General features: G+C 39.7%; 10 protein-coding genes. 2 read left to right on the top strand and 8 right to left on the bottom strand.

Annotated elements, in window-relative coordinates; all coding sequences use genetic code 11:
- Positions 1 to 77: 77 nt before the first annotated feature.
- From OZZ83_RS00340 to OZZ83_RS00330, 3 genes are read right to left on the bottom strand one after another with little or no spacing between them, the layout of a single operon-like run.
- Positions 78 to 737 (bottom strand): RDD family protein, encoded by a 660-nt coding sequence (locus OZZ83_RS00340; protein WP_002292072.1) that lies wholly within the window; start codon positions 735 to 737, stop codon positions 78 to 80.
- Positions 738 to 739: 2 nt separating this feature from the next.
- The gene (sppA, locus tag OZZ83_RS00335) at positions 740 to 1,765 is read right to left on the bottom strand and encodes a signal peptide peptidase SppA (protein ID WP_002309012.1); all 1,026 of its coding nucleotides are present in this window, start codon (positions 1,763 to 1,765) and stop codon (positions 740 to 742) included.
- A gap of 12 nt (positions 1,766 to 1,777) precedes the next feature.
- Positions 1,778 to 2,068, bottom strand: a complete 291-nt coding sequence (locus tag OZZ83_RS00330) for a hypothetical protein (protein WP_002297551.1) — start codon at positions 2,066 to 2,068, stop codon at positions 1,778 to 1,780.
- Between the two features lie 407 nt (positions 2,069 to 2,475).
- On the opposite strand from OZZ83_RS00330, the gene glmS reads away from it, so the two are divergent.
- The gene (gene glmS, locus OZZ83_RS00325) at positions 2,476 to 4,281 is read left to right on the top strand and encodes a glutamine--fructose-6-phosphate transaminase (isomerizing) (protein WP_325065993.1); all 1,806 of its coding nucleotides are present in this window, start codon (positions 2,476 to 2,478) and stop codon (positions 4,279 to 4,281) included.
- Positions 4,282 to 4,439: 158 nt separating this feature from the next.
- Here glmS and OZZ83_RS00320 read toward each other — a convergent pair whose 3' ends face one another.
- Positions 4,440 to 5,294 carry a helix-turn-helix domain-containing protein gene (locus tag OZZ83_RS00320; protein WP_002309010.1) on the bottom strand — a complete coding sequence of 285 codons (855 nt, stop codon included), beginning with the start codon at positions 5,292 to 5,294 and terminating at the stop codon, positions 4,440 to 4,442.
- 134 nt (positions 5,295 to 5,428) lie between these two features.
- On the opposite strand from OZZ83_RS00320, the gene OZZ83_RS00315 reads away from it, so the two are divergent.
- On the top strand, positions 5,429 to 5,653 hold the full coding sequence (locus tag OZZ83_RS00315) for a hypothetical protein (protein WP_002306487.1): 225 nt from the start codon (positions 5,429 to 5,431) through the stop codon (positions 5,651 to 5,653).
- Positions 5,654 to 5,991: 338 nt separating this feature from the next.
- Here the strand turns inward: OZZ83_RS00315 and glmM are convergent, their stop codons facing one another.
- From glmM to nifJ, 4 genes are all read right to left on the bottom strand, one after another.
- The gene (gene glmM, locus OZZ83_RS00310) at positions 5,992 to 7,347 is read right to left on the bottom strand and encodes a phosphoglucosamine mutase (protein ID WP_002292085.1); all 1,356 of its coding nucleotides are present in this window, start codon (positions 7,345 to 7,347) and stop codon (positions 5,992 to 5,994) included.
- Between the two features lie 23 nt (positions 7,348 to 7,370).
- Positions 7,371 to 8,543, bottom strand: coding sequence for a CdaR family protein (locus tag OZZ83_RS00305; RefSeq protein ID WP_002309005.1), 1,173 nt, complete (start codon positions 8,541 to 8,543; stop codon positions 7,371 to 7,373).
- Positions 8,540 to 9,427, bottom strand: coding sequence for a diadenylate cyclase CdaA (cdaA, locus tag OZZ83_RS00300; RefSeq protein WP_002287821.1), 888 nt, complete (start codon positions 9,425 to 9,427; stop codon positions 8,540 to 8,542). The genes OZZ83_RS00305 and cdaA overlap by 4 nt, the downstream gene beginning before the upstream one ends.
- Positions 9,428 to 9,615: 188 nt before the next feature.
- Positions 9,616 to 13,308, bottom strand: a complete 3,693-nt coding sequence (gene nifJ, locus OZZ83_RS00295; protein WP_002334747.1) for a pyruvate:ferredoxin (flavodoxin) oxidoreductase — start codon at positions 13,306 to 13,308, stop codon at positions 9,616 to 9,618.
- Positions 13,309 to 13,411: the final 103 nt, after the last annotated feature.

Genomic DNA, 13,411 nt, shown 5'->3' with positions numbered 1-13,411 from the left:
ATCGAAGCATCCTCTAAAAGCTAGATTTTTGATCTGACTTTTATAAGATGCTTCAAACTACTGTTTTTTATGGATCATCAGCTGTTAACTTCTTGGTTGAATGCTTTGATCAGATTAATCGTAACGACACTTGTATTAGTGAAAAAATCTCCCAGATGCTGCTTTTTCTGATTAAAGATTGCTGGAAGATACCCTAACATCAGCAAAGGAAACTTTAAAATGAACCGGCAAGCACCTTCTCTAACTAAAACAGTTGACCAGCTAAGTTCTTCTTCATCAAAGCTGATGACTCGAATACCGAAGATCATTTTCCCAATCGTTTGGCCATGATTGAGTTTCGTCAATAAAACAAAATACGCTAAATAAATGAGTAATGCCGTGAATCCATAGAGACTCAAATACGAATCTGAAAAATTCAGCCAACCTAGATTTTTGGCAATACCAAGTGTTAAACGTGTAATAGCTCCGATACACAAAAGATCGATCAAGAAGGCAAACATTCGGATCAAAAAGCCTGCATAGAAATAATGAGGAAAATCATTTGCTTTTGGTGGTTCATTTTTTGTGTCAGTATACTTTTTCCATTTCCGTTGTTTCTTTTTGATTTCTTCTGATGTCATCGGTTCTCTTTCAAAAGAGCTCAGCACTTTTTGGGAAAAGCTTGGATCAGGTCCCACAGCAGGCTGCTGTTGCCTCTCTCTTCCTTGTTCCTTATTTTCGTTTGGAAGTTCCGTCATGCTTACTCACCTCCGTAATAATACATTGCTTTTGGTGATTCTGCAGTTCCGAGATTCTCAAGTATTGATAAGATCTGACTAGTTTCAGAAGATTTCAATCCTTGGAACTCTGCCAGTTTGCTTCCTAACCATGTGCTGGCAAATCCAGATGATGGGGAGGAATATTCTACTAATTCAGCATCTTCAAGCTTTTGTTCCTTTCGCATAGCTTGTAAGGCGTCTTCAGGGAATCCCAATTCATCAACTAAACCTACTTCTTTTGCTTGGACACCATCATAAATCCTTCCATCTGCTATTTTTTTGACTGCTTCTTCAGATTTATTCCGTCCCTCGCTAACGATTCTTACAAATCGTTGATACGCACTATCAATATACGCTTGAAGCACTGCTTCCTCTTCTTTTGTCTCTGGGCGTGTTCCTGATCCCATATCTTTCAACGCGCCACTTTTCACTGTTGTGTCTTCCACACCCAGTTTTTCTAAAAGCCCTGAATAATTCAATCCTGACATGATCACACCAATTGAACCGGTCACTGTTTCTTCGGTTGCAAAGATTTTATCTGCTTGAGCAGAAATATAGTAACCACCGCTAGCTGCCATGTTTTTCATACTGACATACATCGGGATATCATGTTCTTTACGGATCGTATCTAATTTCTTAGCGATTTCCGCACTTTCATAGACACCACCACCAGGAGAGTTTACTTCTAAAAAGATTCCTTTAACTGTTGGATCTTCTTCCACAGCTTTCAGTTGTTCCATGAAATTTTCATGGTTATAACCTTCAGAAGCAAATAAGCCAGAAGATCCTCCTGCAGCAATCGTTCCATCTACTGTCAGTTTTACGATTTTTTGCGTACTGTCTCCCTCTTCCAACACATTTGGTACTAACTCTTCATCCCCGTATAACCAACTGTTCAACCCTTCGACTTGATTGTTTTCCTGAGGGTTAGTCAAACTCGCCGAAACTAACGAAACCACAAATAATCCCGCAGCAATCAGAACTGCTGCCCAACGTTTTTTATTCATTCTTTCTCCTTTCTAATACAAGTTTTTTATGACGATTACAGTTTCTGACTGCTCGGAAGCGTCGAACCGCTCTGCTTTTTCTTCACGCGCATATCCGGAAAATGATTCTTTTGTCCATTCATCTTCTACCGTAAACTCTCGCGCTTGGACAACTTCCAAGGCATCAGGTGCGATTTCCTGGATGCTATCCCAACCAGTATCTAAAAATATTTTTGTATCATCTGATACACCAGCTGATGCTTCAAATTCGGACAATTGTTTTTTTAACATTCCAAGTGTCATGATTTCAATTTTTGAATCCATTTTTCTCCTCCTTCATCCTATTACTTTCCATTGTACCGAACTCCTGAAAAAGATGATAGACAAAAACCGATTATTTTTTGATACAAAACGCACACCCAAAAGGCAATTCGATATATACCAATTTATTTTTATTCTTTTTTTGTTGACAAAAACATTCGCAAAAGGGTATGATTTTAAATGTTTCCAGATAAAAAACAAAAAAGGAGGATAGTTATACCTTTTAGGATAGCGCCTGGTCTGTGTAAACAGATGACGAGGAGAGGGTTTATCGAAAGATTCGGCGGATGACCCTAGGGACTGCACTCTACAGAAGATCCACAAAAAGTATCTGCAAAGATAAAACAAAAGGATTTTCCTGCAGCTGGAAGCATTCATACGAATTCATTATAGAAAGTAGGATGTTTTTTATGTGCGGAATTGTTGGAATGATTGGATTAAAAAATGTAACACCAGGATTGATTGGCGGGCTAGAAAAATTGGAATACCGCGGTTATGATTCAGCTGGCATCTTTGTCTCAGATGGCACGACAGATCATTTAGTCAAAGCACAAGGCAGAATCCAAAATTTAAAAGATAGAATAACTTCTGATACTACAGGAAATATAGGCATCGGCCATACACGTTGGGCAACCCACGGACAACCATCTAAGGAAAATGCCCATCCACATACTTCACAAAGCGGGCGTTTCGTGCTTGTCCATAATGGCGTGATCGAAAACTTCGAAGAACTTAAAAATGCTTATTTAACAGATGATCACTTTATCGGTGAGACAGATACTGAGATTATCGCTCATCTGATTGAAACTTTTGCGAAGGATATGACGGCAAAAGAGGCATTTTTAAAAGCTTTGCGCGTCATCAAAGGTTCTTATGCTTTCGCTTTGATTGATCGTACAACACCTGATGTGATTTATGTAGCGAAAAACAAAAGCCCATTGTTAGTAGGACTTGGTGATGGATTCAATGTAATTGCTAGCGATGCAATGGCTATGCTTGCTCATACGAAGAAATTCGTCGAGGTCGAAGATGAAGAGATGGTTACCGTTACATCAGACAAAATTATTATCCAAAATTTTGCGGGCGACATTATGGAACGTTCTTCATTTGAAGCGCAAGTAGATGCTTCAGATATCGAGAAAGGCACCTATCCTTTTTATATGCTGAAAGAAATCGACGAACAGCCTATTATCATGCGCCGTATTGCTCAAAAATACGTAACAGAAGACAATCGGGTCCCTCTTGATCCAAAACTGATCGATACATTATCTGACAGCGATCGAATCTACATCGTTGCTTGCGGAACTAGTTACCATGCGGGATTAGCTGGTAAACAGACTTTGGAAGAATTGACACAGATTCCTGTCGAGGTTCATTTAGCCAGTGAATTCGGCTATAACACACCTCTTCTTTCACAAAAACCATTCTTTATTTTCTTGAGTCAAAGTGGCGAAACAGCGGACAGTCGGCAAGTGCTGGTAAAAATCAACCGTCTTGACTATCCTTCACTTACGATTACAAATGTTGCTGGCTCTACTCTTTCGCGAGAAGCATCCTTCACCCTATTGTTGCATGCCGGACCTGAGATTGCAGTAGCATCAACGAAAGCTTATACTGCACAAATAGCAGTACTGACTTTATTAGCCAAAGCTATCGGTGACAAAAAAGAATTAGAAACTTCTCTTTCGTTCGATATCACTCATGAATTGAGTTTAGTCGCAAATGCGATGGAATCGGTCATTGCCCAGAAAGATTATTTAGAGGAGCTAGCTGCAGAATACCTCAGTGACACAAGAAATGCTTTTTATATCGGACGCGGGGCAGACTACAACGTTTCTCTTGAAGCCGCTTTGAAATTGAAAGAAATCAGTTATATCCAGGCTGAAGGTTTTGCTGCTGGTGAATTGAAACACGGAACAATTGCTTTGATTGAAGAAGGAACACCCGTGATCGGAATCATCAGTGAAGAAGTGACTGGCGCGCATACTCGAGGTAATCTGAAAGAAGTCGAAAGCCGTGGTGCTAAAACATTAGTTATCGTCTCAGAAGGATTAGAAAAGGAAAATGACCAACTAGTACTGCCAGCAGTCCACCCTTATCTGTCTACTCTTGCTACAGTCGTGCCGACTCAATTACTTGCCTATTACGCCACACTGTTACGAGGGTTTGACGTTGACAAGCCACGCAATCTGGCGAAATCAGTGACAGTTGAGTAACGTTTCTGTACGGGAAATCATTTGATTTTTGCACTCTTTTGTAAAAAAATAAAAGCATAGTATGTACCGAACACCAAAAAATTTGATTTTTAGTGTTCGGTATTTTTACTTTATTTCATTTCCCGTTTACTTTTTAAAACCTCGTTTAAATAAATCGTTCACTTTCTCTGTCTATAATATTGGAGTTCCTTTAATAATTTGGCTTTTAATTCCGTTTCTTCAACTACTTCAAGTAAATCAAACCCTTTTTGCATTAATTTTGTATCGTTTTGGCAGTACCCCAATCTTACGAAGATCATGCCTAGAAAATCAGCTCGTTTTGCTCGTTTCGCCATATCTTTTGCTAGATTCAACATGTATCGGCCATCTTCTACAAGATTTTTTTGTATATATATTTGAGAGATATTCATCAAAAGTGTCAGCCTTACTGTATCGACAACATCCAATCGATTATATCTATCAAGCGTAGCTAATAGAATCGGATACATTATTTCTAACGTGCTGATTTCTAGATGAAATGAAATGATCGCAAATATTTGAATATCTCTTAATGTCCACACCTCTATTTTTGAAAGCCGCTGCCAAATCGGAGTCACCAACCCTTTGAATTCTGTTTTATCAAAGTCTATAGGATCAGCAGATAAATACAAGCGTAAAATCAACAGGATTTCTTCTATTTTTTTATCTGAACAAGTAGATGTAAATTCTAAACATCGTCTATACAACTTTCTTATCTGTGCACTTTCTGTATTTGAAATAATAGAATAAAAATCCTCAATAAGCCTTGTACGATTATCTCTATTATCTCTATTCTCTATATTTGCCAAATATCTAAATTCATCTAAAGATACATCTATCCTCTCTAATAAATAACAAGTATTTTCAAACCTTGGCTCCGTCTCATTTTTTTCAATCCGCGAAAGAGTTGTCCTATCTAAAAAATCATTACAAACTTCTTTTTGAGTCATTCCTTTCCCTTTCCTTATAAATCGATACATTTCGCCAAACCTCAATTTTTTCTCCCTCCAAAATTTTTGTGAGCTTATGCAACAAATCTACCAAAAACAATTAGATGATTATAAAATATAAGGGTAACAAAGAAACTATTATACTTATATTATAACAAAAACAAAATGGAGGTTGGCCTATGATAAGAAAAATGCTTATTATTTTTGTCACTACAATTGTTGTTTCCTCACTCGTCCTGACTTCTACTGCAATCGTCTCCCTTGCTTCTGAATTAGATACTACCACTATCAAGCCTGATGTTTACAAAAATGATAGTTATGAAGATGCTAACGGCAATAGAGGGACTGGTAGAATAACCTTGACTGAAGCACGCTGGAGTTCTACCTATGATTTTCGATGGTAACAAAATTAACGCTCTTACGCTGGTCTATTCTCTTTTTTGATAGTATAGTTGCTTCTCTTGTTTTGTACTTCCTTATTGCGGACGGGCAAAACTATTATTACGTCTATCTATTGGCTCAAATTCCTAGTTATATTATTCTTGATCATATCCACAAAAAAATAGGATTAAAAGCAGATAAAGCACGCAAACGTGCTATTTTACTAGTGATGTTGAGTTTTTTCATCTCTTACATTGGTATAATATTTCTTACACAATATGTTTTTAAATAAAAGAAAAAGCAAAGACCAGCGACGAATAACCGTCACTAGTCTTTGCTTTTTCTCTTCTACCTTAGGTTCTTAATCTAGACCGATTTCTTCTTTGACTACTGCTGCGATTTTATCGACATAGTAATTGACTTTCTCATCGGTAGGCGCTTCTGCCATCACACGAAGTAATGGTTCTGTGCCGGAAGGGCGAACTAGGATTCTACCTTCTGACCCCATTTCAGCTTCTGCTTCTTCGATCACTTTTTTAATTGCTGGAACATCCATCGCACCATTTTTATCACTTACACGGATATTCACTAATTTTTGCGGATAAATCGTTACCTCTGCTGCAAGCTCAGATAATTTTTTACCCGTCTGTTTCATAATATTCAACAACTGAATTCCTGAAAGCATCCCATCACCAGTTGTGTTGAAATCTAAGAAAATCATGTGTCCAGACTGCTCGCCACCAAAATTATAATCGTTTTTGCGCATTTCTTCTACAACATAACGATCACCGACTTGTGTAACGACATCTTTCAGACCGATTCCTTCTACCGCTTTGTGGAAGCCTAAGTTGCTCATCACAGTTGTAACGATGGTGTCTTTTTTCAAGCGATTTTTTTCTGCTAAGTATTTAGCACAGATAAACATGATTTTATCACCATCGACGATATTCCCAAGTTCATCTACCGCGATGATGCGATCGCCATCGCCATCGAAAGCTAGACCAGCGTCCGCTCCTTTTTCAACGACCATCTCAGCTAAACGTTCTGGATGCGTAGAACCTACCCCATCATTGATGTTTAAACCATCTGGATTTGTGCCCATTGTATAGAAATCTGTTTCAAGATCAGCGAACAAACGATTGACACTTGTTGAAGTTGCTCCGTTTGCTGCATCGACACAAATCGTCAAACCGGAAAGATCGCCATTGATCGTTTGAACAAGGAATTGAGAATATTTCAATAAACCTTCTGGAAATTCTTCTACAGTTCCCAAACCGTCAGCTGATGGACGAGGCAATTCATCTACTTCTGCATCCAACAATGCTTCGATTTCTAGTTCTTGATCATCTACTAATTTAAAACCGTCTGCACCAAAAAATTTGATTCCATTATCCTGCGCTGGATTGTGAGAAGCAGAGATCATCACTCCTGCACTTGCTTTTTGTAACCGTGTCAGATAAGCAACACCTGGCGTAGAAATCACACCTAGTTGGAACACTTCGATACCCACCGATAAAAGTCCTGAAATCAGCGCTTCTTCTAACATTTGACCTGAGATTCTTGTATCCCGCCCCACTAGTACGCGTGGGCGTTTTCCTTCTTCTTCATGCTGGCTTAGGACATAACCTCCGCATCGTCCCAGCTTAAATGCAAGTTCTGGCGTAAGTTCCTTGTTGGCTTCACCGCGGACGCCGTCTGTTCCAAAATATTTACCCATAGTTGTAAAATTACTCCTTTAACTTAATTTTCCGAGGAATTTGTTCTGCTCATTTGTGTTGATTCGCTTGTTTGCGACGTTTCTTCTGTACTCGTGGATGAACTGCTTGTTGCAGATTCCGAACTAGAAGAGATGGACGTTGTTGTTGAAGGTACCGTTACTGAATCAGCAGATGTGGTGCTTGTACTTATATTTGTATCTTCTTGTGTCCGACTGCTCGTCGAAGCGGAGCTGCTGCTTGACGTTTGCATTACGGGTGTAATCTCCACACTGACTGATTTAGGTTTGATACTTAGTCCTTCTTCTACTGGTATTTCGATTTTACGAGTTGTTCGATGACTGATTCCTGAGACATTGATTGGTACAACGATACTGTCGCCGATTGACGCAAGCAAATCGCTAGATCCGCTTACTTCTGCTTCCAGGTCTGAAAAACTGAAATCATAGCTTTTAACCCCAGCAGCTGGTGTTCCTTGTTGCGTCCCATAAAGTCGTACCGTTTTGCTTGGTTTGATTGCATCAGCTTTCACAGTTACTTGCACTGGATCGGAAATGATACTTAATATTTCTCCTGCTGCGTTCAGCGCTTGTATCGGCACTTCACTATTGATTCCATCATCCGTGACCATCGAAGCATCTACATCAGCTACTACTCGTTTGATTTCGGCCAACGTTTTATCACCTGTAGTGATAGAGACTTTTTTAGGACTAACGGAAGTATCATCCAGCTCATATCCAGATGGTGTGATCGTTGAAGGAATCAATGTTTCCACATCGAAATCTTTTGTCACCTTTTTCTCAACCGTTACTGTAATAGTTGATGGTTCCATCTTTGCTGTGACAGCACTGCTCAAGTTCTGAATTTTCAGCGGAACTTCATGTGTTCCTTCGCCAAGCTTAGTGATATCTGCAGTGATGCGAAACATCCGTGTATCTTCGTTTGCTTCTGCATTCAACTGGACTCGGTTTGCACTGGAAAGTTTGACCGTCACTGTGTTTTCATATCCATGGATATAATAGCGTTGCGAATCATAAGAAATTTTGATTGGCACACCAGTGACTGTTTGATTATACGCTTCATTTCCAGAAAGCGTGTTTTGAACGGACTGTCCATTTGCATTGAAGTACAGTGCAATACTGAACAGCAATGCAATAAAACTGTAAAGAATGCTTGTCCGTTTCTCTTTTGAGATCATTTGCGATCCCCTCCCTTAGTCATACCGTCTAGGAAAGATTGAATCACGTTTTTCTTATTTTTTGTTTTCTCTTCAGCAATTAATTCTCTACGCAAGATTGCCAAATATTCTTGCTGGGATAAGCCAGCCATCAGTTCATTATCTAACGTGATGCTGACGTCCCCGGTTTCTTCAGAGACAACGATGGTGATCGCGTCGCTGACTTCGCTTATACCGACAGCTGCCCGGTGTCGAGTCCCGAATTCTTTAGGGATCAACATACTTTCTGATAGAGGAAGATAGGCACTTGCTACTGCGATCTTTCCTTCTTTTACAATAACTGCACCATCATGCAGCGGTGTATTAGGAATAAAGATATTGATCAGCAGCTCCCCAGTGATATCTGCATCTAAAGCAATCCCTGTCTCAATATACTCATCTAATCCAGTATGACGTTCGATAGTGATCAGCGCACCGATTTTTCGCTTGGACATATATTGGATGGCTTTGTCAAAAGACAAGATCATCTTCTCATCTTCCTGCTGTTCGCTTTTTGATTGTTTGAAAAGCGAACTGCGTCCAAGATGTTCCAGTCCTCTCCGGATTTCCGGCTGAAAAATCACGATAGCAGCTATCACCCCGTACGTGATGACTTGGTTCATCAGCCAAGACAAGGTGTGCAGACCAATGATTTCTGCTACGATTCGGATAACAATAAAAATAGCTACACCTTTCAGAAGCTGAATCGCTTTTGTGCCTCGCAGCAGTTGGATCAGTTTGTATACAAGATACCAGACAACCAGAATATCAAGTATGTTCACCAAAAAATTCAGAGAGAACAAGTCACCGGAAAACATTTGCTGCCAATAGTCCAAATTAAAAAGTTCCCCGATTTGAAATGACATAAAAAGCCTCTCTTCTCTTTTGAGATTTCCTCTCTAGTATATCATATGTTTTAATTTTAGAGGCTGATCTGCTCGTTTTTTTCTTGAGAAAAACACATAATTATCAAGAAAATTACAAGTATGCGTTTTATTTTTCTCTAGAATAAAAATTTTTAAACCTCAGAGAATTATTCATTACATTTTTTCTGTTATTTTTCACTTTTTTCTTCTGTAACGTGTTCCATTTTTTTACGTCGTTCTGCTCGAGCGGCTCTTCGGGCAGCTCTTCTTTCTTCCGCTTCAAGATCCGTCGTTTTTTCTTTTCTCGTTTTAACGACTACATCAATGGACTCTTCTGGTTCAAGTCTTTTCTTGATTTTTTCTAATTCTCCTGACAGTGCAGCATAGTTGTAAAAACGTTTTTTAGCATCTTGGACAGTCTTTTCAAATAAAGCTTTTGCAAGATTTGGATTTGCGTTCTCTAGTGAAGAAAAGCGAACCTGTTTCCTCATGAAATCAGGCATAGTAGAGAAATCAGGTTTTTTGTAGTCCAAAGTCATTGGTTTCTTGTTTTTTTCGACCATTGTAGGGTTATATCGATATAATGACCAATAACCAGAAGAAACAGCTTCTTTTGCTTCTTTAAGCGATTCTTTCATTCCACCAAGCAAGCCATGTGTGATACAAGGTGTATAGGCAATAATCAAAGAAGGGCCAGGATACTTTTCTGCTTCTTCAAATGCTTTGATTGTCTGCATTTGATTGGCCCCTGAAGCGATTTGTGCTACATAGACATTCCCATATGTCATCGCCATCATCCCTAAGTCTTTCTTTGAAGCATATTTTCCACTAGCTGAAAATTTAGCGATTGCCGAAGCTGGTGTTGCTTTTGAGGTTTGACCGCCAGTATTGGAATAGACTTCGTTATCCAAAACAAGGATATTTACGTCTGCTCCGCTGGCAAGTACATGATCGATCCCGCCAAAACCAATGTCGTAAGCCCATCCATCTCCGCCAATCATCCATTGGCTGTTTTTTACGAATAGATCTCTTCTCTTGTATATATCTTCCAGTTCAGGGACAATTGATCGTTCATTTTCGATCGCTGCTTGCAGTTTTGCTGCTCTTTGTTGCGTTCCTTCACTCTCAAAGAGATGTTCCAACCAGTCTTCCATCAATTCTCGCAGTTCTTCTGACACTTTTGGCAATACTTCTTTGATTGAATTTGCCAAAGCCTCACGACGAGTCTGTGCCGCCAGAAGCATACCATAACCAAATTCAGCATTATCTTCCAATAAAGAATTTGACCATGCAGGCCCTTGACCACATTCGTTTGTCGTATAAGGCGAAGCTGGAGAGGCACCGCCCCAAATAGAAGAACAGCCTGTCGCATTCGCAATCATCATTCGATCGCCGAACATTTGTGTCAATAATTTTACATAAGGTGTTTCGCCACAGCCTGAGCAAGCGCCTGAGAATTCAAGAAGTGGTTGGTTGAATTGTGTCGATAAAACCGTATTTTTCCCTTTCACTGGATTTTCTTTTTGTCTTAGCGTCATCGCAAAAGCCCAATTCATAGCTTGTTCTTTCTGTTCTTCATAAGGTTTCATCACTAAAGCTTTGCCTTTTGCGGGACAAGCCTCTACACACAGACCACAACCTGTACAGTCTTCCACTGAAACTTGGATACGGTATTTTACGCCGTCTGCGCCTCTCATTTCTCTCACGATAAATCCTTCTGGTGCTTCTTCCATTTCCTCTTCATCTGCTAAAAATGGACGGATGGCAGCATGTGGACACACAAAGGCACATTCATTACACATCGTACAGCGATCACTAATCCACTCAGGTACTTCTAAAGCGACACCTCGCTTTTCAACAGAAGCCGTTCCTAAAGGCATTTCGCCAGTTGTCATTCCATTTGCTACAAGCGTACCAACAGAGAGATGATTCCCTTCCTGCGCATTCACTGGCTCAAGGATTTCTTGTACATACCCCTTGTTCCTTTTATTGATTTTTTCAGGCATCTCCAATGTTTTCCAATTTTCTGGAATCACAACTTCATGAAGCAGTTCGATTGTCCGATCGATTGCCTGTATGTTTTTTTCTACGATAGCCATTGATTTATGCCCGTAGCTTTTTAGTGCTTCTTCTTTTAGCAACGGAATCACTTCATCAAATGGAATGATGTCAGCTAATTTAAAAAATGCTGTTTCCATTGCCGTATTGATCCGTCGTCCCAAACCAACTTCTTGGGCCAATCTCATGGCATTGATCGTATAGAACCGAATGTTATTTTCAGCCAAGTAACGTTTTAATTTTATGGGCAGATGCGTTTCTAATTGTTCGTCACTCCAAAGAGTATTCAGTAAAAAGATTCCACCTGGCTTCAATCCTTTGACTAAGTCATAGCTATGCAGGTAAGCTGGTGTGTGACAAGCAACAAGGTCCGCATGCTCGACAAGATACGCTGAACGTATCGGCGTATCTCCAAAACGCAGATGAGAGACAGTTAGACCGCCAGATTTTTTCGAATCATAATAAAAATAGCCTTGAGCATATTTGTCTGTGTGATCCCCGATAATCTTGATGGCTGATTTATTTGCACCAACTGTTCCGTCAGATCCAAATCCCCAAAACTTTGCCTGGAATGTTTGCGGTTCTGTTAAATCTAGACTTTCTTTTGTTTCCAAAGATTGATAAGACACATCATCCACGATCCCAATGGTGAACCGTTTTTTGCGTATACTTGGATCTTTTTGCAATTCATCAAAAACTGCCGAGATTTGATCGGGTGTCACATCTTTCGAACCTAATCCGTAGCGACCACCAATAATAGCCGGGCGAAATTCAGAATCATATAACGCACTTTGAACGTCTAATAAAAGGGGTTCTCCCCCTGCTCCTGGCTCTTTACTTCGATCAAGAACAGCGATTGCTTTTACTGTATGAGGTAACTTTTGCACAAATGTTTCCACTGGAAAAGGTCGATAAAGATGGATATTCAAAAAACCTGTTTTCCGTCCGTTTGCATTCAAATAATCAACTGTTTGCTCAATCGTCTGTGCAACTGATCCCATCGAAACAATGACCTCTTCTGCATCAGCTGCTCCGTAATAAGTCACCAAATCATAAGAAGTACCTCGTAATCGATTAATCTCTTTCATATATTTTTGTACGATTGCAGGTAACTTATCATAATACGGATTGATTGTTTCCCGTTGTTGAAAATGAATATCTGGATTCTGGTTCGTGCCACTAACTGTCGGATGATTGGGATTCATCCCACGTTTACGAAAAGAAGCTAACTTCTCCTGATTGACCAAAGGAGCTAATTCTTCATATTCCAAAACTTCGATTTTTTGAATTTCGTGACTCGTACGGAACCCATCAAAGAAATTCAAAAAAGGCAATTCGCCTTCAATGGAAGCAAGATGGGCAACAGGTGTCAAATCCATCACTTCTTGCACACTGCTTTCAGCTAGCATCGCAAACCCTGTTTGTCTTGCAGCCATCACGTCTCCATGATCTCCAAATATATTTAAAGCATTCGTCGTCACTGCCCGACTAGCAACGTGAAAAACACTTGGCAGTAGTTCCCCAGCAATTTTATACATATTCGGTATCATCAAAAGCAACCCTTGTGAGGCGGTATATGTAGTTGTCAGCGCACCAGTTTTCAGTGAACCGTGAACCACGCCAGCTGCTCCTGCTTCGGATTGCATTTCCACTACTTTTACTGGTTGACCAAATACATTTTCTTTTCCTGCTGCTGACCATTGATCGACTAATTCAGCCATGGTCGAACTGGGCGTTATCGGATATATTGCAGCAATCTCGGTAAAAGCATAAGAAATATACGCGGCTGCCGTATTGCCGTCCATTGTTTTCATTTTTCGCATGATTCATCATCCTTGTTCATATTCTCTCTCATTATCTGTTCCATTATAACGTAAAATATTCCATTTTTTCTTTTATTTAGAAAAATATTTCACATACGTCTAT

Source organism: Enterococcus sp. E5-162, from assembly GCF_035725965.1.
GTDB classification, from domain to species: domain Bacteria; phylum Bacillota; class Bacilli; order Lactobacillales; family Enterococcaceae; genus Enterococcus_B; species Enterococcus_B lactis.
The sequence above is the reverse complement of the archived record's forward strand: the minus strand, read 5'-3'. Positions and strand labels throughout refer to the sequence as shown.

Coding starts and splice junctions, on each gene's coding strand:
- nifJ (WP_002334747.1), bottom strand. CDS start 13,308: ATGCGAAAAATGAAAACAATGGACGGCAATACGGCAGCCGCGTATATT.
- OZZ83_RS00305 (WP_002309005.1), bottom strand. CDS start 8,543: ATGATCTCAAAAGAGAAACGGACAAGCATTCTTTACAGTTTTATTGCA.
- OZZ83_RS00340 (WP_002292072.1), bottom strand. CDS start 737: ATGACGGAACTTCCAAACGAAAATAAGGAACAAGGAAGAGAGAGGCAA.
- cdaA (WP_002287821.1), bottom strand. CDS start 9,427: ATGTCATTTCAAATCGGGGAACTTTTTAATTTGGACTATTGGCAGCAA.
- OZZ83_RS00315 (WP_002306487.1), top strand. CDS start 5,429: ATGATAAGAAAAATGCTTATTATTTTTGTCACTACAATTGTTGTTTCC.
- OZZ83_RS00330 (WP_002297551.1), bottom strand. CDS start 2,068: ATGGATTCAAAAATTGAAATCATGACACTTGGAATGTTAAAAAAACAA.
- glmM (WP_002292085.1), bottom strand. CDS start 7,347: ATGGGTAAATATTTTGGAACAGACGGCGTCCGCGGTGAAGCCAACAAG.
- sppA (WP_002309012.1), bottom strand. CDS start 1,765: ATGAATAAAAAACGTTGGGCAGCAGTTCTGATTGCTGCGGGATTATTT.
- glmS (WP_325065993.1), top strand. CDS start 2,476: ATGTGCGGAATTGTTGGAATGATTGGATTAAAAAATGTAACACCAGGA.